The organism is Roseofilum sp. SBFL (assembly GCF_017746885.1).
GTDB lineage: Bacteria > Cyanobacteriota > Cyanobacteriia > Cyanobacteriales > Desertifilaceae > Roseofilum.
Genome location: NZ_JAGHZH010000062.1, coordinates 1 through 21,565 on the forward strand (window position 1 = coordinate 1; position 21,565 = coordinate 21,565).

The window sequence follows — 21,565 nt, forward strand, 5'->3', positions numbered from 1 at the left end:
GCGGCAGGGCTTGCCGTGTCAGTCTGCGGAGCGAGTGTAAGACCCGAACAGAGTAAATCTGTGAAGGCAACTGCGATGAAACAGAAACCTAAATCGTGAGGTTTAGGAATCCCCTCGCCTTTAGGCAGGGGTGGATGTCAAGATTCTAAGCTAGAAAGGGTAATCAGCCCCGTGAAAAACCCAGTAGCCGCAAGGCACGCACCTTGAAAACTGAAGTTATGGGGTTCTTCTCAGGAAAGCTTGAGAAGGTGAAAACTTCAAGCACCAAGTATCAGAGAAACTGAATATTTTAGGTTTTGAACTGTATCGTAGAGCATACGAAAACAGGCTTCTGGAATGGAGCGAACGTCTGAGGAGAGGATCGCCTCTGGATTAAATACCGCAAGAGATTTAGTTGAAGCGAACTCGTTGAATCAGAAATCCAAAGCAGTGATGTTTGGAGAATCTACTCGACTTTAGCCAGTGGAGTATGTCAAACCCTAAGTCAAGAAAAAGGTGTCATCATAACTCTTATGGCACTTTTTTCAAGCTTTTGATGTGAGATATGGATCGCCCATGCAGAATTCAGACGTAACCCTTAAAGCTAACATGAATACCGGATCTTTGTCCCCAAACTCCTCTGTCCCCGCGTCTGAGCCACAGACTCGCCCATTTTACGATCGCCATTTAGGCCCGAATGACAACGATATTCAGCGGATGCTCAACCTGTTAGAAATCGATGACTTAGAGGCCTTAATTGAGCGTACCATTCCCCCAGCGATCCAGCTCACTCAGCCCCTCGATCTCCCCAGCGCCCAAAGCGAACATGAAGCGCTGAAAACCCTCAAAGAGATGATGGGCGAAAACCGGATTTTTCGCTCTTATATAGGCATGGGCTATGCCAACTGTATCACCCCACCGGTCATCCAACGTAATATCCTGGAAAATCCCGGATGGTATACTGCCTATACGCCCTATCAAGCCGAAATTGCCCAGGGTCGTCTCGAAGCCTTACTTAACTTTCAGACCCTGGTTATTGATTTAACCGGGTTAGAAATGGCCAATGCTTCCTTACTCGATGAAGGAACAGCAGCCGCCGAAGCGATGAGCATGAGCTATGGCCTCTGCAAAAATAAGGCTAACAGCTTTTTTGTCTCCCAAGAGTGTCATCCTCAAACCATTGAAGTGGTGCAAACCCGCGCCCAACCCTTGGGTATCGAAGTGATTGTGGGCGATCATCGCACCTTTGATTTTAGCCAACCCATCTTTGGGGCGCTGCTGCAATATCCCGCAACCGATGGCACGATTTATGACTACAGCGAATGTATTGCCAAAGTCCATGAAGTAGGCGCTCTGGCGACAGTAGCGGCTGACCTTCTGAGCCTCACCCTGTTGACTCCTCCAGGAGAAATGGATGCGGATATTGTGGTGGGGAATAGCCAACGGTTTGGGGTTCCCCTAGGCTATGGCGGCCCCCATGCGGCCTATTTAGCCACCCGCGAAGCCTATAAACGGCAAGTACCCGGTCGCATTGTCGGTCGCTCGAAGGATAAGGATGGACTGCCGGCTCTGCGGTTAGCGCTGCAAACGAGGGAACAACATATCCGCCGGGATAAGGCGACAAGTAATATTTGTACGGCTCAGGTGCTGTTGGCGGTGATTGCCTCGACGTATGCCGTGTATCACGGGCCGGAAGGTCTGAAGGCGATCGCCAAAACGATCCATCAACATACCCTCTGGTTAGCCGCTGGTCTCAAGCGTTTGGGCTATAGCTTGCCTGAAAGCCGGTTTTTTGACACTTTACGGGTAAACTTGGGTGAAACGTCCTTAGAGAGCCTATTAGCTGCCGCTAATGGGAAGGAAATTAACCTCCGTACTCTAGATGAGAAGACTGTGGGGATTTCATTGGATGAAACCACGACTATCGCAGATGTCATCGACCTATGGGAGATTTTTGCCCAGGGACAAAATTTACCCTTTAGCGCAGAAGAAATTATCGGGTCTGCACCGACCCCAGATTTGGGTCACTTCACGCGCCAAAGTCCCTACATGACCCATCCCGTATTCCATCAATACCATTCGGAAACGGAACTATTGCGCTATCTGCATCGCCTGGAAGCGAAGGATTTGTCCTTGACGACCTCCATGATTCCCCTCGGCTCTTGTACGATGAAACTCAATGCTACAGCCGAGATGATTCCGGTGACTTGGCCGGAAATCGGTCAAATTCATCCCTTTGCACCCCTGGAGCAAACGGCAGGCTATCAGGAAATGTTCCGTCAGTTGGAAGCTTGGTTAGCTGAAATTACCGGATTTGAGGCGGTTTCGTTGCAGCCCAATGCGGGGTCTCAGGGAGAATATACCGGATTATTGGTGATTCGAGCCTATCATCAGCATAACGGACAAGGCGATCGCCATATTTGTCTGATTCCAGAGTCAGCCCATGGCACGAACCCCGCCAGTGCCGTGATGTGTGGGATGAAGGTAGTCGCGGTAAAATGCGATCGCCAGGGTAATATTGACCTCACTGACCTCAGAGCCAAAGCCGAAAAACACAGCGCTCAACTCTCGGCGCTTATGGTCACTTATCCCTCCACCCACGGCGTATTTGAAGAAGCCATTCAAGAAATCTGCGAAATTATCCATAGCCATGGCGGTCAAGTCTACCTCGACGGAGCCAACATGAACGCCCAAGTGGGATTATGTCGTCCCGGAGACTATGGCGCAGATGTTTGTCACCTGAACTTACACAAAACCTTCTGTATTCCCCACGGTGGCGGCGGCCCGGGGATGGGGCCCATTGGCGTAGCGCCCCACTTGGTTCCCTTCCTTCCCGGTCATAGTATCGTCGATTTAGGCAAGAACCAACAGGGAGCGGTAGCAGCCGCGCCTTGGGGAAGTTCGAGTATTCTGCCCATTTCCTGGATGTATATTGCCATGATGGGCACGCAAGGATTAACCGATGCCACGAAAGTAGCGATTCTGAATGCCAATTATATCGCCCATCGTCTCGACCCCCATTATCCCATTTTGTACACCGGCAAGTTTGGCTTAGTTGCTCACGAGTGTATTGTGGACTTGCGCCCCCTGAAAAAGTCGGCGGGTGTGGAAGCCGAAGATATTGCCAAACGGTTGATGGACTATGGGTTCCACGCGCCTACTATGTCTTGGCCAGTGGCCGGAACGATCATGGTTGAACCCACCGAAAGCGAATCGAAGGAAGAGCTAGACCGCTTCTGCGATGCCATGATTGCCATTCGCGAGGAAATTGCAGCCATTGAGCGGGGAGAGATGTCTGCGGAGGATAATCTGCTCAAAAATGCTCCCCATACGGCTGAAATGCTGTTAGCGGATGAGTGGACGCATCCCTATTCGCGCCAGCAAGCGGCCTATCCTGCGCCTTGGACGAAGGAGTTTAAGTATTGGCCGCCAGTGCGACGAATTGATAATGCATTTGGCGATCGCAATTTTGTCTGTTCCTGCGCTCCCATGGAAGCCTATTCTTAGGCGATAGAACAGATAGAAGCCGGGTCATCTGTTTCCTTCTTGCTCAAAGCAAGGACATCCCAGGAGAAACCCGGTTTCTTGGCGCTAGGGAATGGGGAATAGGGAATACAGCGCAAAGCGCTGTGATGGGGGGATGGGGGGATAGGGGGAGCAAACAACAGACTTGGTAGAAGCTCTGAGCTGTTCTAGATATTGTTAAAAACCGTCATTAATGTACCTCATAGCAGAGGAAACTGCTGTAAAGTTTTAGTGTTTCTATCCCTTCTAGACTCTAGCTTGTGAGTCTCCTTATCCGCTCTTAGTGCGATCGGGTTTTCCCCATTTTTTCCACAAAGGAAACAAGTTTTCCACAGGGTTTTGAGGAAAAACAGGGAAAAATTCCCCCTCTTAGGTTAACCGACGTGTCCAAGAGGGGGTTTCTGTTCTGTCGTGAAGCGATCGCCGCTAACTCTTCTTGCGACCCCGCGAACTGGTAGTTTTCGTGCTTTTCTTAGCCTTCAATAACTCTAGAGCCTCTTCTAAAGTTACCTCTTCAACCGGCCGTTCTTTCGGCACACTGGCATTCACTTTACCATGCTTCACATAGGGGCCATAGGGGCCATCATAAATATTAATGGCTTCTCCATCCTCTGGATGTGTTCCCAACTCTCGTAAGGGTTCCTTAGTCTTACTGCGACCTCCTCCCCTGGTTTTTTTCGGTTGGGCTAGTAATTCCAGAGCGCGATCGAGGCCAATCGTTAAGATATCATCTTCTTTCTTCAAAGAGCGATAATCTTTACCTTCCTTACCTTGATCGTGGACAATATAGGGGCCAAAGCGACCTAAACCTGCTTTGATATTCGCTCCCGTTTCGGGATGTTGTCCCAACAATCTAGGTAAAGATAACAACCCTACGGCCATATCCAAGGTTACCTCTTCTGGTTTCATCCCTTTGGGCAAGGAAGCACGTTTTGGTTTTTTGTTTTCCTCCGACACCTCACCAAGCTGCACATAGGGGCCATAGGTTCCATTGAGGATAAAAATCTCTTCTCCCATCTCCGGATGAACACCGAGGCAGTCAGGGCCTTCGGTTTTTTGCTTGAGCAGCGTTTGTACCTGTTCGAGATCGAGAGTATCGGGGGTTAAATGGGGCGGAATAGAAGCCGTGAGCGGTTCATCTTCTCCATTTTCCACCACCACATAGGGGCCATATTTCCCTAAACGGACTTTAGCTTCTAAACCCTCCAATTCCAGAGTTTTAGCGGTATTGGGATCGATTTGGCTCTCCCGTTCTTTCACCTGAGTTTCTAAACCCGTTTCACCTTGATAAAAGGTTTTTAGATAGGGTAGCCACTCCACCTGTCCCATAGAAATATCATCCAAAGTTTGCTCCATGCGAGAGGTGAACTGAGTATCCACCAGATCGGGAAAATGCTGTTCTAGAAGATTAGTCACCGCAAAGGCGGTAAAGGAAGGCACAAGGGCCTTATTGATCATTTGGGCATAACCCTTGCCGATAATCGTATCAATAATACTGGCGTAGGTACTGGGACGGCCCACCCCTTCTTTTTCCAGGGTTTTGACTAAGGACGCTTCAGTAAAGCGAGCGGGGGGTTGGGTTTGGTGATCGATCGCCTCTAATTGTTTACAATTAGGATGATCCCCTGCTTTGAGTTCGGGCAGGATCACCTCCTGATTTTCCAAGGCGGCATCGGGATCGTCAGAACCTTCCACATAAGCGCGGAAAAAGCCAGGGAAATTAATCCGTTTACCAGAAGCACGAAATTCTGAGGTTTCCACTTGCAGATTAACCGCAATTTGGGTTAACTGGGCATTGGCCATTTGAGACGCTACGGTGCGCTTCCAAATCAGGTCATAAACCTTGGCTTCCCGACCCCCTAAACCTGTTTCTTGGGGCGTACGAAACTGCTTTCCGGCTGGACGAATGGCTTCGTGAGCTTCCTGCGCTCCCTTGCTTTTCGTGCTGTATTGGCGCGGCGTAGGGGAGAGATATTCGGGCCCATATTTCTGTTCTACACAACTGCGAGCTGCGGCGATCGCCTCTTTCGACAAATGCACCGAATCCGTCCGCATATAGGTAATATAGCCCTGCTCGTACAAATTTTGGGCGGTCCGCATCGTTTCCTTCGCGGATAACCCCAATTTGCGATTTGCTTCCTGTTGCAGAGTCGAAGTCGTAAAGGGAGGAGACGGTTTGCGCGTCGTCGGCTTTTCATCCACCTCAGTCACCGTCCAAGTTTTTCCCTCTAACTGCTTTTGCAGTGCCTTCGCTTCTGTCTCATTGAGCAGTTTCACCTTACGGTTATTAATGATTTTTCCGGTCTGAGGATCGAAATCACTGCCTGTTGCAATCTTAACCCCATCCAGAGTGGTTAACCGGGCTTCAAACGTCAGTTTCGTCTGTTCCAACGTCGCCTTGAGATCCCAATACGATCCCTGACGAAAAGCTCGCCGTTCCCGCTCGCGAGCCACTAACAACCGAACCGCCACCGACTGCACCCGTCCGGCTGAGAGTTTCGGCGCTATTTTTTTCCACAATAAAGGAGAAATTGTATATCCCACCAAGCGGTCTAAAATCCGCCGGGTTTCTTGAGCATGAACCAATTGCAAATCAATATCCCGGCAGTTTTTTAGGGCTGCCCGAATGGCTTCTTGGGTAATCTCATGAAAGACCATCCGCTTAATGGGAACCTTGGGTTTTAAGAGTTCCTTTAGATGCCAACTAATACTCTCACCTTCTCGGTCTTCATCTGTCGCCAGAATTAACTCATCCGCTTTCTTGAGAGCATCTTTGAGTTCTTTAACAATTTTCTTTTTATCTTTGGGAATCACATAGAGAGGTTCAAAGTTTGCTTCTACATTGACTCCCAATTGGGCCCATTTCTCCTTTTTGACGCTGGCGGGAATTTCATCAGCGGCGGAGGGAAGGTCACGAACATGACCCATTGAGGCTTCTACTTGGTAACCACTGGGTAAAAAGTTGCGGATCGTTCGCGCTTTGGTTGGAGATTCAACGATAACGAGGCTTGACATAGGGCATATGGGGAATAGATCAGCAGAGATGGGTTAATTTATCTCTAGCTAGTTTGTCAACTTGGAAGATTTTTGTGCATTTGTCAAGGGATAAATCATTAAGATTTATGGGAATGGGGACAGAGTAACACTGGGTTTGATCCTTTCCTTGTTATATCCGATTTCCTCCCCATCCTCCCTCCCCCTATTCAGTCCTAGTCGAGTAGGTGTAAACTGTCTAGTAAAGTTAAAGTGGATCAATAATCCCAAAATACTCAACTGCTTGGAGCAAATGATCCTGTAGATTCAGATGACCTTGACAAACCTCATGAAATCTAGTAAAGATAGCAGCTTTGAAGGGCCCGTTAAACCGAAAGTCTTATCCCAACTGGGTGACTTTCTTTACTGTACCGTCAAACCAACCTGTAATGGGAGCGTGGAATGAGTCAGGGTGAACGCCGAGAAAGACGCAGTAAAAAAGCCAAATTGATGGTCGTTGATGATGAACGAGACAACTTAGATCTACTTTATCGAACCTTTCGACGAGATTTCCAAGTTTACCGTGCTGAAAGTGCAAAGGCCGCTCTAGAGATTCTGGATCAAGAAGGAGAAATGTCAATCATTATCTCTGACCAACGGATGCCAGAAATGAATGGTACGGAGTTTCTGGGCAAAACGGTAGAACAGTATCCAGACACCATCCGTATTTTATTAACCGGTTATACAGATGTGGAGGACTTGGTTGAGGCCATTAATGCGGGGAAGGTGTTTAAGTATATTGTTAAACCCTGGAACCCGACGGAACTGAAGGCCTTAATTGAGCAAGCTTCAGAGACCTACCAAGTCATTAAACAAAGTACGAATAATTTGCGGCGATCGCTACGGCGGGAGTCGATTCAAAATACGGTGATGACGGCTCTCAGAGATAAGCTCGATTACGACAGTATGTTGCAAAACATCAGCGAAACGCTGGGCGAGAACTTTGAAGCAGATTTCTGTTGTCTTCAGTCCGTTGAAGAAAAAAAGTTGACTGCACATCAGTTTGCTTATCATAAGGTTCCGGACTCCTCAGAGGATATCAATCTCCTCAATTCCCCAGACTCTCAAGCCTTAATTCAATCCGCTCTAGAGAGTCATCAAACCCAAACTCAACGGTCTTCAGAAGGCGATCTCCCTTATCTGCACCTAGCCGTCCCCCTAAGCTATCAAGAGAGCTTGTTTGGTATCCTCTCCCTTTATCAATATGACACCGATACCGTTTGGCCCGATGAAGATATTCAACTGCTAGAGAGCATTATTGAACAAGCCTCTTTAGCTCTCTCGCAAGCCAAACTCTATGAACGAGCGACTAAACTTGCCAATCAACTGCAATCGGAACTCGAAGTTGCTCGTCAATTTCAGGCTAACCTGCTCCGGCAAAGTTGGCCTGAAATTGATGCCGTTGATGTCCAAGCCCATTGCTATCCGGCACGAGAAGTCGGCGGAGATTTCTTTGAAGTCTATGTCCATCCCCAAGGCGATATTTGGGTAGCCGTTGGTGATGTCTCGGGTAAAGGAGTTCCTGCTGCTCTATTTATGGCTAGTGCCATTTCTGTACTGCGACGAGAACTGTCTCAGGATACATCCCAGGAGCCGAATGAAGTGATCCGGAACCTGAATAGTTCCCTGATTGATGATTTGACGAATAACAACTCTTTTATCACTATGGCAGTGGCTCGCTATCGTCCCTCGACTCAGGAACTCGCCTATGCCAGTGCTGGGCATGTTTATCCCCTGATTTGGTCTCACAAAAAACTGATGGAGCAATTGTCTTCTAATGAACCCGTTACGGTAGAACCCAATATCCTCAAAGTGCGGGGTATTCCAGTGGGTATTTTACCCGTTTGGAAAGCTCAGTCTGGACAGGTGAAAATGGAATCAGGAGATGTGCTGTTACTCACCAGTGACGGCATTACTGAAGCGAAAGATCCGGGTGCAGGTCAAATAGATTCAGAAGCCATGCTGAATCAAGAAGGGTTATGGAGATTGTTGAGTCAGCAGTCTGGAAAACTTAATTTAACCCAACTGCTTGATAGTGTTCGAGCAGATAGTGCTATACAAGAAGATGATCAAACGCTGCTATCTTTGGAGGTTTTGTAGGTCTCATGAAAACTAAGCTAAATGTGCCAAGCGATTTGAAATTTCTGGGAATTGTTGAGTCCTGGTTACTGGGATGTTTGGAAGTGGAACTGGGGGAGTCACCCGATTGGTCAAGACAATCAACTCGGTTTCGATTAGCCTTAGTGGAAGCCTATTCTAATGTGGTTCGTCATGCCCATAAAGATAAGGCAGAATTACCCGTGGTGATGTGTTTGGAATTGCAGGATAGTGATATTGCTCTAGAGGTTTGGGATCACGGTCAAGGTTATGATTTAGCGACTTATCTGCCACCCGATCCAGAACAAAAACAGGAAGGAGGTTATGGGTGGTTGATTATGAATCGGTTGATGGATAGAGTGGAGTATCGCCTACAAATTGATGGTCGGAATTGTCTAAAACTAGAGGCGAGTGTACCGGCTTTGCAGAAAGAATAATTTCGGATTGAAGGGTGAGTTGGGGTAGTATTGATGTCTGAAGAGTCCACCACCTTAACTTCAGAAAAGGTGAAAGAAAAGGCTATTGATCTTGGTTTTAGTCAAGTGGGGATAGCAGTGTTAGATCGGGCGATCGCCCAACAAGCGGCTCAAGGACTGCAAAACTGGTTAGCTCAGGGCTATCATGCGGATATGGATTGGATGGCAAACCCCAAACGCCAAGATATTCGCGTGGCTTTCCCCCAGGTAGCCTCAATTATTAGTTTATCACTCAATTATTATACGCCCTATTCTCAACCCCAAGCATCGGAGTATGGCAAAATTTCTCGCTATGCTTGGGGAAGAGATTATCATCGGGTGATTGGCAAAAAGTTAAAGGTTTTTACGGCATGGTTGCAGGAACAGGGACAAGATATCCAACTTAAAGCCTATGTGGATACCGGGCCAGTGCAAGATAAACTCTGGGCTGAAACAGCAGGCTTGGGTTGGGTGGGGAAAAATGGGAATCTGATTACCCGTAGATTTGGCTCCTGGGTGTTTCTGGCGGAGATTTTGACGAATTTGACCTTAGAGCCAGATAAGCCCCATACAGAACATTGTGGGACTTGTGTGCGCTGTATCCAGGCTTGCCCTACTGGGGCGATCGCGAAACCCTTTGTCGTCGATGCCAATCGCTGTATTGCTTATCACACGATTGAAAACCGTGCTGAGGAATTGCCAGAGGCGATCGCCAAACACTTAAATGGATGGGTTGCCGGATGTGATATTTGTCAAGATGTTTGCCCTTGGAATCAGAGATTTTCCCAACCGACGGCGATCGAAGAGTTTCATCCCTATCCAGAAAATCTTGCCCCCAAACTCATCGATCTAGCCAACCTCTCCGAACAAGAGTGGGATCGACGTTTTCGTGCCTCCGCCCTGAGACGCATTAAACCCCCAATGTGGAGAAGAAATGCCCGTGCTAATATCAATTAAAAATGAATCAATTAAAAGCAGAATGGTGATTATTCGTCCATAATGCCATGCTCTTTTAATAGCTGGGCTAACCGTTCAGCTCGTTGGCGTTCCTGTTCTGCACGTTGATGTTCCTCTTGGGCTTTTTCATCCCCAGTTAAGATGAGATTTCCTTCAGCATCACACCAGCGCAACCACTGATACTCAAAATCCTCAAACATTCCATTCCATAGGGTTAACCCTAATTGAATCCCCTCCATCCAACTATGGGGGAGCAGATAATAGCTCAACCCTCTTAGCTCATAAACTTGAAGGGTTTTCTTGGATAAATAATGGAAGGGATCAAATACAGCATAATAGGGTACTCTTGCTCTGGCATAGTCTTCCAATTTCGAGCCTAATTCATTGCCCACTTTATTGGAGACAATTTCAATGGCGACATCAGGGGGTTTCCCTAGGTTCCAGACAAAATAAGAGCGATTTTTCTTTTGGCTCATATCTTGGGGCAGTTCTACCCCAAAACTGAGGAGTGCATCGGGAACTAGGGGGGGATAGTCTTTGCCATAGAATAATCCTACATTAGCCATGGCGATAAAGGGGCACTCTGTCTCTAGTCCACTGTACAAGCAGGTGGTTAACAAGCGCTGTTGCTTTTCAGAAATGAGATTATCCACGGGTGTATCATCCTCGGTGACAATATCGCTGACATCGGGTTCGCCAATATCTTCCCAGTCGAGAGTAGGGGAATGTTCTGGGGAGGAGGTGAGCGTTGGGTTCATGGGGTTATAGCGCTTTGTGCTGGTAATGGGTAAACCGTATAATTGATCGGTGAACGATATCGCCATTTTAACGTCGTTCTATAATTCTAGGCGATCGCTCGTTACCCGCTCCATTTGTTGAGGATCGTGACTTGTCCAAATACAGCACCTGTAAGGATTTTCCTGAATCCAACTATCGATTAAATCTTCGACTTTTTCTGTAGTTTGGGGGTCAAGAGATGCTGTCGGTTCATCTAAAAATAAAATCATCGGATTGAGTTGCAGAGCGCGAAGTAAACTGAGAATTTGCCGCTCTCCTCCGGATAGGGTAGTAGCCGGTCTTTGCAGAAAGTCTGAAGGACGATTCAGTTCGGTGAGTAGCATTTGAATGAATTCCAGATTATAGGTTTTATGTTCATGAATAGCCAGGGTATAAACAACCTTTAAATTATCTTCTACTGTTCCTTCAAATACGCTTGATTGTTGATGAATATAAATGGCTTGGGAACGATAATAGGGAAAAATTTTTGGGGTCAGATTGCGCTCTTCTCCTGGCTGTTGTGACCAGAAAATCTGACCTTCATCCAAGGGATCTAATCCCGCTAGAGCGCGTAATAATAGGGTTTTCCCTTTCCCAGATTCTCCCACTAACCCCAAGCGAGATCCTGGGGTTAAGCTAAAACTTAAGTTTCTCCATAGCCATTTTCCTTGGATTCTGCGCCCAATTTGATGAGTGGACAAACAAGTATTGGTATTCATATCTATAGCGCTTTGCGCTAGTAACTGGTAATTGGTATCTCAATTATTCCCCTATTCCCTATTCTCCTCCATACACCTAACTCTGGCTATAGCGAAAGACATTATCCCATAAATAATCTAAGATTTCCAAGGAATCATCTAAGGATTTGACTTGGCACTTCCCCCACTCATCATAGCTCAATAAGGGAATATCTGATTGGGATTTACCCTGGAGGTTATTTAACGTTCCTCGAATATTATATAAATTATTCAGGGGGCCATTAATATCAAAGTCGATCCGGCAATTCCAAGTTTTTTCCATCCAAGACTCAATGCGATCGTCTAAGTGTTCTGGAGTCATTGGTTTGCCGCTAGTGAGCAAATGATAGTAGACTAAAATAATTTCTTTACATTCTTCTTCCTCTGCCAGATCAATGAGGGTATGAAATACACTGGTATTATTGGCTAAGTTCTTGAAAAATAGAGTTTCAGTTACTTTTTTCTGAAATTTTATCTTTTTGTTTTTATAGGTATTATACTGCTTAAATGCAAATCCACCAAAAGCAACCAAGAGAGATAGGGTAGCCAACAAGGCAGGCGTTAAATTCCGCACATCTTCTTCGTTAGCTTTCATATCTTCCATTCCGGGTAAAGTACCCGTGAAAAATAGAATAACGCCTACAAGAATTACGATCTGTGGCAAGATCTTGATGAGGACAGGAATCGCTGCACCAATGGCTGATCCGATTAAGATGATTCGGTCTTTCCAAGTCATGCTCACTTTGATATTGGGAAACAGAAGTTCTAAATCAAATTTAGGGACATTTTTATAATAAAAAAGATAGATTTTACCTGGTTTAAATTTCATATCCTCATCTTTTGAAAAATAGGATTTATCTTTAAACTTAATGGCCACGACAACGCGCTCGAAAATATCCAGGTCTTCCTTAATCGTCCGAAACCATTTCTTACGAGTAATGAGTTGATAAATGTCTCCCTGACAATAGAATAGCATTCGATCGAAGTCGTTAAAATCAATATCAGTTTTGAGTTCAATGAGGGAGCGTTGGCTAAAGGCTTCCTCTAGGGTCTCTTGGGACAGAGGGAAGTAATTGGCTCGTTGTAAAACTTGCTCAAAGCGATCAAAGAAATCGACTTCCATCTGCTGTCGATCGGCGGAGGTGAAGCGCTGAAACTCGGACAGTTCTTCATAGGGATTAAAGGGTGTATAATAGTCTTTGAGATCTTCTAAAATTGAATGGAAGTGAAAATGATAATAGGCGGATAGAAGCTGACAAAATTGGCGAAATTTTTCCTGTTCTGGTTTGGGGAGTTTTCCATCTCTGAGACATAATTCAATCAGATGATGGCGGTCAAAGGGAATATAGGCTTCGCGATCGCTATAATGAGCCATAGGTCACAGAAAAGTCGAGAATCAAAGGGAACTGAAGGAGGTGTCCTTGTGAGAGTTGGTATTATAGGCACGGGACTGATGGGTGGCCCGATGGCCCTAAAGTTGCAAGCATCCGGATATCAGGTCACTGCCTATAATCGTACACCAGAGAAGCTTAAATCTTTAGCAGAAGCCGGGGTAGCGATCGCCACTTCTGCTCTTGAAGTGCTACAATCATCGGACTGTACGCTCCTCATGCTGACCAATGGAGAGGCGATCGCCGAAGTTATCCTCAATCCTACCACCCAACCTGGATTAGCCGGCCATACCATTATCCAAATGGGAACTATTGCCCCCACAGAAACCAAAACTCTGGCTCAACAGATTCGCGACTGCGGAGGAAACTATTTAGAAGCTCCCGTATTAGGCAGTATTCCCGAAGTGAAGAAAGGGACATTGTTGGTGATGGTGGGTGCGTCAGAAGCCGACTTTGAACAGTGGTGTCCCCTCTTGCAAACCTTTGGCCCGGAACCGCTCCACCTTGGCCCTGTGGGGAGTGCAGCCACGGTAAAATTAGCGATGAATCAACTGATTGCATCCCTAACAACCGCCTTTGCTCTGAGTTTACATCTGATTCAACACGAAGGGATCGATGTAGAAGCCTTTATGCAATTGGTGCGTCAAAGTGCCCTCTATGCACCCACCTTTGATAAGAAACTGCAACGAATGCTCGATCATCAGTACAGTAATCCTAATTTCCCCGTGAAACATCTGCTCAAAGATACCCGTTTATTTCTGCAAGCCGCTAAAGATCTAGGATTAGAAGGGAGTATGCTGGAGGGGATCGCTAAAGTGTTAGAAAAATCTGGCGATCGCGGCCATTTTGATGATGACTATTCTGCTCTCTTTGAAGGGATAGCACTTCGCTCTAGGGAAGGGTAATACCATTTCTGTATGAATATTGAAATCCTCTATCAACGTCTAGATATCACTCTCCAGCAACTCCAGGTATTCTGCCAGAATGCCCAAATCATTGAATTGGCCTTGTTTGGCTCCATCCTCCGTGATGACTTTGGCTCTGAAAGCGATATCGATATCCTAGTCACCTTTGCTCCCAACTACAAAATTAGCCTGTTAGACTTTGTTGGACTTGAATACCAACTGCAAGACTTGTTCAACCGAAAGGTCGATCTCGTCAGTAAAAAAGCCGTTGAACAAGACCGGAACTGGCTTCGCCGTCAGGAAATTCTCAATCATTATCAGGTCATCTATGAATCGCGATCCCTTCTATCTGCTTGATATTGCCCAAAATGCCCAAGATATCATTAACTTTGTTCAAGACATGGACGAAGCTACATTCCTGACTGACCTGAAATCCCAAAAAGCGATTCTCTACAGCATTACTATTATTGGAGAAGCCACTAAAAAACTTTCCACCCAACTCCGGCAGCAAAATCCCCATATCCCTTGGCGACAAATTGCCGGAATGCGTGATAAATGTGTCCACGACTACCGACAGATCGATCTTTCTCAAGTCTGGGAAATCACCCAAACGAGCATTCCAGAACTTCTAGAGAATATAAAGCTTCTCTTACCGGTACAAGAGGAGCAACAAGAATAACTTTCAACTTTTTATAAGAACAACACCCTACACTATTGATTAGGTGTAGCGGTTGCACTGTTCCCCAGTCGTAACCTTTCCCGGAAATTATGTTAACTCTGCGTCCCAAACAAACCACATCCTTGACTACCCGTGATGGGATTAGACTTGATGCCGATATTTATCAACCTGAAGGAGATGGCCCCTATCCAGTTCTCCTCATGCGACAACCCTATGGTCGGGAAATTGCCTCAACAGTGGTCTATGCTCACCCCGAATGGTATGCAGTCCATGGCTATATTGTGGTCATTCAAGATGTCAGAGGTCGAGGAACATCTGAAGGAGATTTTCACCTGTTTATCCATGAAGTTGAAGATGGTATCGATACAATTAATTGGGCCGCTCAACTGCCTGGAAGTACCGGAGAGGTGGGGATGTATGGGTTTTCCTATCAGGGAATGAGTCAACTGTATGCCGCTTCAGGGAAACCGAAAGCCCTAAAAACCCTTTGTCCGGCGATGATTGCCTATGATTTCTATGCAGATTGGGCCTATGAAGGGGGAGCCTTTTGTTTCGCGTCTAATTTAGGTTGGGCCTTGCAATTAGCGGCCGAAACAGCACGTTTAAAAAACGATGCGATCGCCCACCAAATTCTCTACAATGCCTCCCGGAATCTTCCCGTCCATGGTCTAGAACCCCGCTTAGACGAAACGTTGCGGAAATATTGCCCCGATGCGTTTTATCATCGGTGGTTAGAACATCCCGAACCGGATGAGTATTGGCACACTTTATCGCCGAATTTAGAGGCTGTAGATTTACCGATGCTCCATATTGGCGGCTGGTTCGATCCCTATCTGCGGGGAACGTTGCGCTGGTATCATGAGTTAACCGGACGCAGCAGTTATCCCCAACATCTGATTGTTGGCCCCTGGGCCCATCTCCCTTGGGGGCGTAAGGTGGGAGAATTGGATTATGGTGCAGCCGCAGCGAGTCCCATCGATCTGATTCAAGTCAATTGGTTTAATCAGTTTCTCAAGGGTCAAGATACGGGACGCTTAGAGATGCCTCCGATTTCGGTGTTTGAAATGGGAAGTAACCGATGGCGATCGCTGGCTCAATGGCCGAAGAATTCCACTAAATCCTATTATCTCTCCAGTACGGGACTGGCGAATATTAGCGATAAAGAAGGTTTTTTAATTGAAACTGCTCCCCCGAATGAAAGCATGGATCGCTGGGTTCACGACCCCTGGCGACCCTTTCCTGCCCTGGGGGGCCATGTGTATAGTCCTTTTGGAGCGTGCGATCGCTCCCTCCTCGAATGTCGAACAGATACCGTAACCTACACCAGCGAACCGTTAACGGAGGTGATGTGTATCTTAGGAGAGGCGATCGTTGAAGTCTATTGTCAAGCCTCTACACAGAGCTTTGACCTGTCCGCTATCCTCTCAGAAGTGAAACCCGACGGCAGAGTTTATAACTTTACCCAAGGCTATCTCTGTGTCGCGGAACCCCAAAATCCCCTAAAACTCTACTTGCAATCGACCTGTATCCAATTACCCATAGGTAGTAGTCTGCGGTTAAGTTTAAGTGGCGCGTGTTTTCCTGCCTATCCTGTGAATCCCGGTACTGGTCAAAGTCCTGGTCAAACCCGTTTAATTGATGCTCAAGTTATCACCTTCTCCCTTCGATCTGGTAGCACTTATCTTTCCCGCATTTGCTTACCTTTAGAATCGAGTTTTTAAAGTTTTCTCCCTCGCCAGCGATCCCCGTAGTCATTGTTACCATATTATCAAAGAAGGTAAGATAAGATAGCTGTGGCTACAGGATAAGCTCGAACATAACTGCCTCCTTCTATTTCTAGAGGAGGCAGTTATTTTAATTGATTCAATCCCCCGTAGGGGCGGTACTATTTCTGTATGATGATGCTCTTAACCAGGGCCTAAGAATAACTTGCTTCTCCAGAATTGATTAGTGGCAACCTTAAAAAGAAATGATAGGATTTACAGCACTTTGTGCTGTAATGGAGTACACTGTTGAGTACCCAAAGCCATGTACCACAATCCTATTCCCCATTCCCTATTCCCCATTCCCCATTCCCCATTCCCCATTCCCCATTCCCCATTCCCTATTCCCTATTCCCTATTCCCCATTCCCTAGCACAAAACGCTATCATATTAATGGTTAATTAATTCCGGTTTCACCTGTTCCAGGAAAATAACCACCATGGCGGTAAAGAGTCCTTCTAAAATCACGAGGGGAATATGGGCGAATAGTAATGCCCATAAAGAAGCCTGTTCTAAGTTTTGGTCAATATCTGTAGGTAAGGTAAATAAGACCAAACTCAAGAAAATAGTAGCGGACAAAGCGACTGCACTACTTCCTGATAGAAAGCCAAAGAACAGTGTCCAAAATCGATTTTTAAACCCAAAAATGAACCGAGAACGAAAGAGATATCCAGCGAGTAAGGCAGGAATTCCCATTAAGAGGGCGTTTACTCCAAGGGTAGATAATCCTCCATGTTGAAACATGACAGTTTGAAAAAATAATCCAATCACAATAGCAGGAAAGGCATAATAGCCTAAGATGGCTCCGAGTAATCCATTGAGGACTAAATGGACACTTGCGGGAGGAATCGGAATATGAAAGGAGGAGGAGACAAAAAAAGCAGCAGTGAGTAAGGAGGCTTTAGGAATTTGTTCTTGGGTGCGATCGCTCCGTTCAATCTGTTTCAAAGACCACGCCATGACTCCCCCACTGACCGCGTATCCCACAATGACCACTTGTGGGGGAAGCATACCATCAGGAATGTGCATTCGACTTACTCCGACTACTTCGTGAGAAAAATAACGTGGTTCCGATGAATCCCCAGAGGACTGAGGCAATCATCACCCCCTTCTGGATAGAAGTATAACCTCCTAAACTAGCGGAGGCGATCGCGGTTTGGGAGGCTTCAGGGTTGGAACTTTTTGCTATCAACTCGACGTTTGATCGGGTTTCAGGGCTGGAAATATGGGCAATTTGACCGTGACCCGCTTTACGAATTCTCACCGTCCAAGTTCCGGTTTGACCCGGTTCGGGCACAAAAACAAATTCGCCCTGGGCATTGGATATCCCTCGTATCCAAGGGGTTGTGGGATCGTCAGGAGCATAGATACTCACTTGAGCGTTGTCCATTGGCTCCCCAGAATCGTAGGTGGCTTGGACTTGGATGGCAGAGATTTGATGATGTTGAATAGTTACCCCATGGGCGATCGCTTTTTCACCCAGAGCCAACGTTAGGCCAAAGGCAAGAGGCAAAAGTAGGGGCAAAAACTTTTTCGCCCCTACTTGTGGTACAAAGTTTTGAGCATTCAACATGGGGAATAAGGGGAAATAGGGAATAGGGAATGAAAACGAGGTTTTACAGTTGACTTGAAGAGTAGCTTAAGGCTGTGTGGGGAGGGTCTGAGATTGATGACAATGGCCTTCACCCACATGACCGAGGGAGTTGAGGGCTTCATCGAAGCGTTTGACCTCTTCAGGAGTCAGTTGCGATCGCCACATGGACTCATCTAACTCAACTGTGTCATTTTGAGCCAAGTTCGCCAAGGGTTCAAAGCCTAACGCACCGACATTAATGTCATCATCATCAGGGGCAGTGCGATCGCCGAAAATATGATCTAAATGAAATGTCGCTTCTACATCAGCGGACTTTCCATCGGTCACAATTCCCTTTCTTTGGTCGCCCACAAATTCACCGCAGGTATAGGAATAGCCTCGATCGACACTCACCTGAAAATTAATCCGGCGATCGTCTTTTTCAGCCACACCATCAAGAAGTAAGGTATGGCCTTGGGCTGGTCCTTCAAGAGCAGGAAGCATCTGCCAAGAGAGCGCATTATAAACTCCCACAGGCACATCCTCAAGTTGCCCCACTAAAATCGGTTCTGCATCGCCATCTCCTGCTGCTAAGTCCACCGTCTGGGGAGAATCAAATGCCAAGATCGTTTCCGCTTCAATTTCTCCCTCTTCTTCTGCATTAAAGGGCGGATCGCTCTGATAAGCTTTTACCTGGTCTAAAGTTACATAGACGTGATTAAATTGGATCTGCCAACCGTCTTTAGACGTAAATCCTTGCCGCACAAAATCTTCACCATTGGCGCGCAAGTTTAAGCTGCCCATACTTTCTTGAACATCTGAACTCGGTGGTGTAGGGCTGTTACACCCCATCAAACTACCCGCCACGAGAACAGCAGCCAGCAACACCTGAAAACGTTGATTGACCATATCTTTGTTGACTTGACATCTGTTTCTAGTCAAGCGAATCTTGATGGAGATTACAATGCCCCCTGTGGGGATAAAAAAAGAAGAGAGATGAGCAAGGAAAGAGCTTTCCAGCTTATCAGATCTCAGTTTGAGCAACTCTGTTAAAAAATGATGATCTTTTCGCGATCGGGAAAACCACCTCAGTTGTGATGCTCAATTGCGCTGCGCACTCCAGCAATAGGGAAAACTCTATTTTTAGGGTTTCCTGTTCCCTTAATTATTGTTTATTATTCATAGCCAACTTGCTTAACCGGCACTTGAATCACAAACTCTGTTCCCGTTCCCAAATCTGAATTACACTTCAAAGAACCCTGATGTTTTTCCACCACAATAGAATGACTAATTGATAATCCTAAACCGGTTCCTTTCCCCACCGGTTTCGTCGTTACAAAGGGGCTAAAAATCTTCGTTATTTTATCCTCTGGAATCCCTGGGCCATTATCTGCAATCTTAACTTCTACCTTCCCCCCACCCATTGCCTTAGTCGTTAAAGTAATTTCATTGGGATGATCCTTCAAATCCTCATAACTTTTATTCTCATTCTCATTTTGCTCATCCAGCGCATCAATTGCATTCGCTAACAGATTCATAAATACCTGATTTAAAGGGCCAGCATAACAATGAACAATCGGTAACTCTCCATAATGTTTATTAATCTGGATTTCCGGTCGTTGATCGTTGGCTTTCAAACGATGCCTCAAAATCATGAGTGTGCTTTCCAATCCTTCATGGATATTTAAATCCGTACACGTATTACTATCTGACCGAGAAAAATTCCGCAAAGACAAACTAATATTCCGAATACGTTCAATTCCTGACTCCATGGAACAGAGCATATTCGGCAAATCTTCCATTAAATATTCTAGTTCAATATCCTCTCCATGTTCAGTAATTTCATCTCCTGGATTGGTAAACTGTTTTTGATATAATTTCAAATGTTCAAAAATATCCTCGGTATATTCCATCGCCATACTAATATTACCCGCAATAAATCCCACTGGATTATTGATTTCATGGGCAACGCCAGCAACTAACTCGCCTAAACTGGACATTTTCTCACTTTGGATCAGTTGAATCTGAGCTTCCTGAAGTTGATGGATAGAGTCTTTTAATTGTGCAGTTCGCTCTTCAACCCGTTCTTCAAGTTCTTCCGTTAAATTTTTCAACTGTTCATTTTGAATTTTAAATTGACGAGTTAATTTTTGTAACTGGAGATGGATATTCATCCGAGCTAAAACTTCATCTTGTTGAAAGGGTTTAGTGATATAGTCCACTGCACCAATCTTCAACCCTTTGACTTTATCAACCGTATCCGATAGAGCCGTCATGAAAATAACGGGAATATCTTGGGTTTGGGAACAGGCTTTAATCTGACGGCAGGTTTCAAACCCATCAATCCCTGGCATCATCACATCCAATAGGATTAAATCGGGGGTAACTTCCTGGAGTTTTTCTAAGGTACTTTCCCCATCTTTGGCTACCAAAACCTTAAACCCAGATTCTTTTAAGAAGCTAAAGAGGACTTTGATATTTGTCGGATTATCATCGACAATTAAGATTAAGTCTTGTTTGGTAGTCTCCATCTCCATCGGTCATTTCTCCAATTTCTTTTGTTAGACTAACTTTAGGAGTTCCCTATCGGCAAGTTTGAAGGTAGAGGGGAAAATGAGAACTGATGAAGAATCTCTCAAGGGACTCCCAATGCGATCTGTATTATCATTCATCATACTGAGTCTTTGTTCTAATCCAAATATGGGGTATCCTCCATTCATACTTGACAGATTGACCAAGTGCATAAGTTATGATTGAGATTTTGGCGGTCCTCTCTGCTTCTGCATCAGCAGGACTGAGAATTGCTTTACCGTTATTAGTCATTGGTCTATTACACGGTGATTCCCTATGGTCTCGTGTTCCTATTCTATCTTTAATTCCGCCCCAGGTTGTGTTAGGGGTGTTAGTCAGTTGGTCTTTATTTGAGTTGGTTGCTCCCAAACAACTTTTAGGTCAACGGGTGCAGCAGTTGCTTCAGGTGGTGTTTAGTCCTTTAGTTGGAACGATCATGGGGATAGCGATCGCCCAAACGACTCTTCAACAACCCACCTGGATGATTTGGCTTGTTGGTGCAGTGGGTGGGATCTTAGCCTTAGTCTTACAACTGGTACAAGCAGGATGGTTTTATCGTCTCCGAGGACTTCCTGTATGGGCTATTTTCCTGCAAGATTTGCTCTGTGTATTTTTGGTATTGTTTGCTTTTGATGCCCCGGAACAGGGAGGACTGATTGCATTATTGTTGTTATGGTTGGCTATCCGCAGCTCTAAGGAGTGGTATCGCTGGTATGTGGAACAGTCAAAACCCGGCGATCTCTCCCATCCCCGTCGCCACAAACAGAATCCCGATTAATCTCAAAGTTTTCCCGATCAGGGGAAATACTGAAAATTTGCGTAAATATCCTCAGGTATCAGACAGCTATTTCTCTCTAGCCCGATTAAAAAATCAGGACAAAGAATTTCAAAATCCTGAAACCCTTTTCTGCAAAGGGTTAGGCAGTTTCTGAGATCGTGTAACCCTCTGTTCGATTACAGAGTTTTTCCGAGTAAATCAGAAAATTTATTTATTCATTTTTGACTCACTTCAATATTTTTACATAAACTTTACATTTAAGAGCCGAATGTCTTTACCAAATATTTAAATAAAAACTCGTAATCTTCTCACTTTCTTTAACTATTCTCTATGAGGTTGATCTAG

At 45.8% G+C, this 21,565-nt stretch carries 17 protein-coding genes; 9 read left to right on the forward strand and 8 right to left on the reverse strand.

Annotated elements, in window-relative coordinates; all coding sequences use genetic code 11:
- The first annotated feature begins 555 nt into the window (after positions 1 to 555).
- Positions 556 to 3,486 (forward strand): aminomethyl-transferring glycine dehydrogenase, encoded by a 2,931-nt coding sequence (gcvP, locus tag J7545_RS06970; RefSeq protein ID WP_318702028.1) that lies wholly within the window; start codon positions 556 to 558, stop codon positions 3,484 to 3,486.
- Between the two features lie 444 nt (positions 3,487 to 3,930).
- Here the strand turns inward: gcvP and topA are convergent, their stop codons facing one another.
- Positions 3,931 to 6,519: a type I DNA topoisomerase gene (gene topA, locus J7545_RS06975; protein WP_318700478.1), complete on the reverse strand. Its 2,589-nt coding sequence runs from the start codon at positions 6,517 to 6,519 to the stop codon at positions 3,931 to 3,933.
- Between the two features lie 420 nt (positions 6,520 to 6,939).
- Here topA and J7545_RS06980 point away from each other — a divergent pair, with 420 nt between their 5' ends.
- From J7545_RS06980 to queG, 3 genes are read left to right on the forward strand one after another with little or no spacing between them, the layout of a single operon-like run.
- Positions 6,940 to 8,637, forward strand: coding sequence for a SpoIIE family protein phosphatase (locus tag J7545_RS06980; protein WP_318700479.1), 1,698 nt, complete (start codon positions 6,940 to 6,942; stop codon positions 8,635 to 8,637).
- A gap of 5 nt (positions 8,638 to 8,642) precedes the next feature.
- Positions 8,643 to 9,071 carry an anti-sigma regulatory factor gene (locus J7545_RS06985; RefSeq protein WP_318700480.1) on the forward strand — a complete coding sequence of 143 codons (429 nt, stop codon included), beginning with the start codon at positions 8,643 to 8,645 and terminating at the stop codon, positions 9,069 to 9,071.
- A gap of 33 nt (positions 9,072 to 9,104) precedes the next feature.
- Positions 9,105 to 10,046 (forward strand): tRNA epoxyqueuosine(34) reductase QueG, encoded by a 942-nt coding sequence (gene queG / locus J7545_RS06990; RefSeq protein WP_318700481.1) that lies wholly within the window; start codon positions 9,105 to 9,107, stop codon positions 10,044 to 10,046.
- Between the two features lie 29 nt (positions 10,047 to 10,075).
- Here queG and J7545_RS06995 read toward each other — a convergent pair whose 3' ends face one another.
- The 3 genes from J7545_RS06995 to J7545_RS07005 all read right to left on the reverse strand — a co-directional run bounded on the left by J7545_RS06995 (position 10,076) and on the right by J7545_RS07005 (position 12,935).
- Positions 10,076 to 10,870: a Uma2 family endonuclease gene (locus tag J7545_RS06995; protein ID WP_318700482.1), complete on the reverse strand. Its 795-nt coding sequence runs from the start codon at positions 10,868 to 10,870 to the stop codon at positions 10,076 to 10,078.
- A gap of 12 nt (positions 10,871 to 10,882) precedes the next feature.
- Positions 10,883 to 11,542: an ATP-binding cassette domain-containing protein gene (locus tag J7545_RS07000; RefSeq protein WP_318700483.1), complete on the reverse strand. Its 660-nt coding sequence runs from the start codon at positions 11,540 to 11,542 to the stop codon at positions 10,883 to 10,885.
- A gap of 76 nt (positions 11,543 to 11,618) precedes the next feature.
- Complete coding sequence (locus J7545_RS07005; RefSeq protein WP_318719339.1) at positions 11,619 to 12,935, reverse strand: TMEM143 family protein; 1,317 nt, start codon at positions 12,933 to 12,935, stop codon at positions 11,619 to 11,621.
- A 48-nt stretch (positions 12,936 to 12,983) separates the two neighbouring features.
- Between J7545_RS07005 and J7545_RS07010 the strand changes: the two genes are divergently transcribed.
- The 4 genes from J7545_RS07010 to J7545_RS07025 all read left to right on the forward strand — a co-directional run bounded on the left by J7545_RS07010 (position 12,984) and on the right by J7545_RS07025 (position 16,256).
- Positions 12,984 to 13,856, forward strand: a complete 873-nt coding sequence (locus J7545_RS07010; protein WP_318700485.1) for an NAD(P)-dependent oxidoreductase — start codon at positions 12,984 to 12,986, stop codon at positions 13,854 to 13,856.
- Between the two features lie 12 nt (positions 13,857 to 13,868).
- Entirely contained in the window at positions 13,869 to 14,213 is a 345-nt protein-coding gene (locus J7545_RS07015) for a nucleotidyltransferase family protein (protein ID WP_318700486.1), read from the forward strand.
- Positions 14,185 to 14,535, forward strand: coding sequence for a DUF86 domain-containing protein (locus J7545_RS07020; protein ID WP_318700487.1), 351 nt, complete (start codon positions 14,185 to 14,187; stop codon positions 14,533 to 14,535). Before J7545_RS07015 ends, J7545_RS07020 begins: the two co-directional genes overlap by 29 nt.
- An 89-nt stretch (positions 14,536 to 14,624) precedes the next feature.
- Positions 14,625 to 16,256 carry a CocE/NonD family hydrolase gene (locus J7545_RS07025; RefSeq protein WP_318700488.1) on the forward strand — a complete coding sequence of 544 codons (1,632 nt, stop codon included), beginning with the start codon at positions 14,625 to 14,627 and terminating at the stop codon, positions 16,254 to 16,256.
- A gap of 432 nt (positions 16,257 to 16,688) precedes the next feature.
- Here J7545_RS07025 and cbiM read toward each other — a convergent pair whose 3' ends face one another.
- The 4 genes from cbiM to J7545_RS07045 all read right to left on the reverse strand — a co-directional run bounded on the left by cbiM (position 16,689) and on the right by J7545_RS07045 (position 20,408).
- Entirely contained in the window at positions 16,689 to 17,327 is a 639-nt protein-coding gene (gene cbiM / locus J7545_RS07030) for a cobalt transporter CbiM (RefSeq protein ID WP_318719340.1), read from the reverse strand.
- The gene (locus J7545_RS07035) at positions 17,314 to 17,871 is read right to left on the reverse strand and encodes a carboxypeptidase-like regulatory domain-containing protein (RefSeq protein WP_318719341.1); all 558 of its coding nucleotides are present in this window, start codon (positions 17,869 to 17,871) and stop codon (positions 17,314 to 17,316) included. The genes cbiM and J7545_RS07035 overlap by 14 nt, the downstream gene beginning before the upstream one ends.
- Positions 17,872 to 17,937: 66 nt before the next feature.
- Positions 17,938 to 18,780, reverse strand: a complete 843-nt coding sequence (locus J7545_RS07040) for a hypothetical protein (protein ID WP_318700491.1) — start codon at positions 18,778 to 18,780, stop codon at positions 17,938 to 17,940.
- Positions 18,781 to 19,046: 266 nt separating this feature from the next.
- Entirely contained in the window at positions 19,047 to 20,408 is a 1,362-nt protein-coding gene (locus J7545_RS07045; RefSeq protein WP_318719342.1) for a response regulator, read from the reverse strand.
- A gap of 212 nt (positions 20,409 to 20,620) precedes the next feature.
- On the opposite strand from J7545_RS07045, the gene J7545_RS07050 reads away from it, so the two are divergent.
- Positions 20,621 to 21,220 carry a DUF4126 domain-containing protein gene (locus tag J7545_RS07050; protein ID WP_318700493.1) on the forward strand — a complete coding sequence of 200 codons (600 nt, stop codon included), beginning with the start codon at positions 20,621 to 20,623 and terminating at the stop codon, positions 21,218 to 21,220.
- Positions 21,221 to 21,565: the final 345 nt, after the last annotated feature.

Coding starts and splice junctions, on each gene's coding strand:
- J7545_RS07025 (WP_318700488.1), top strand. CDS start 14,625: ATGTTAACTCTGCGTCCCAAACAAACCACATCCTTGACTACCCGTGAT.
- J7545_RS07040 (WP_318700491.1), bottom strand. CDS start 18,780: ATGGTCAATCAACGTTTTCAGGTGTTGCTGGCTGCTGTTCTCGTGGCG.
- topA (WP_318700478.1), bottom strand. CDS start 6,519: ATGTCAAGCCTCGTTATCGTTGAATCTCCAACCAAAGCGCGAACGATC.
- J7545_RS06980 (WP_318700479.1), top strand. CDS start 6,940: ATGAGTCAGGGTGAACGCCGAGAAAGACGCAGTAAAAAAGCCAAATTG.
- J7545_RS06995 (WP_318700482.1), bottom strand. CDS start 10,870: ATGGCGATATCGTTCACCGATCAATTATACGGTTTACCCATTACCAGC.
- J7545_RS07020 (WP_318700487.1), top strand. CDS start 14,185: ATGAATCGCGATCCCTTCTATCTGCTTGATATTGCCCAAAATGCCCAA.
- J7545_RS06985 (WP_318700480.1), top strand. CDS start 8,643: ATGAAAACTAAGCTAAATGTGCCAAGCGATTTGAAATTTCTGGGAATT.
- queG (WP_318700481.1), top strand. CDS start 9,105: ATGTCTGAAGAGTCCACCACCTTAACTTCAGAAAAGGTGAAAGAAAAG.
- gcvP (WP_318702028.1), top strand. CDS start 556: ATGCAGAATTCAGACGTAACCCTTAAAGCTAACATGAATACCGGATCT.
- J7545_RS07050 (WP_318700493.1), top strand. CDS start 20,621: ATGATTGAGATTTTGGCGGTCCTCTCTGCTTCTGCATCAGCAGGACTG.
- J7545_RS07035 (WP_318719341.1), bottom strand. CDS start 17,871: ATGTTGAATGCTCAAAACTTTGTACCACAAGTAGGGGCGAAAAAGTTT.
- cbiM (WP_318719340.1), bottom strand. CDS start 17,327: ATGCACATTCCTGATGGTATGCTTCCCCCACAAGTGGTCATTGTGGGA.
- J7545_RS07015 (WP_318700486.1), top strand. CDS start 13,869: ATGAATATTGAAATCCTCTATCAACGTCTAGATATCACTCTCCAGCAA.
- J7545_RS07005 (WP_318719339.1), bottom strand. CDS start 12,935: ATGGCTCATTATAGCGATCGCGAAGCCTATATTCCCTTTGACCGCCAT.
- J7545_RS07045 (WP_318719342.1), bottom strand. CDS start 20,408: ATGGAGATGGAGACTACCAAACAAGACTTAATCTTAATTGTCGATGAT.
- J7545_RS07000 (WP_318700483.1), bottom strand. CDS start 11,542: ATGAATACCAATACTTGTTTGTCCACTCATCAAATTGGGCGCAGAATC.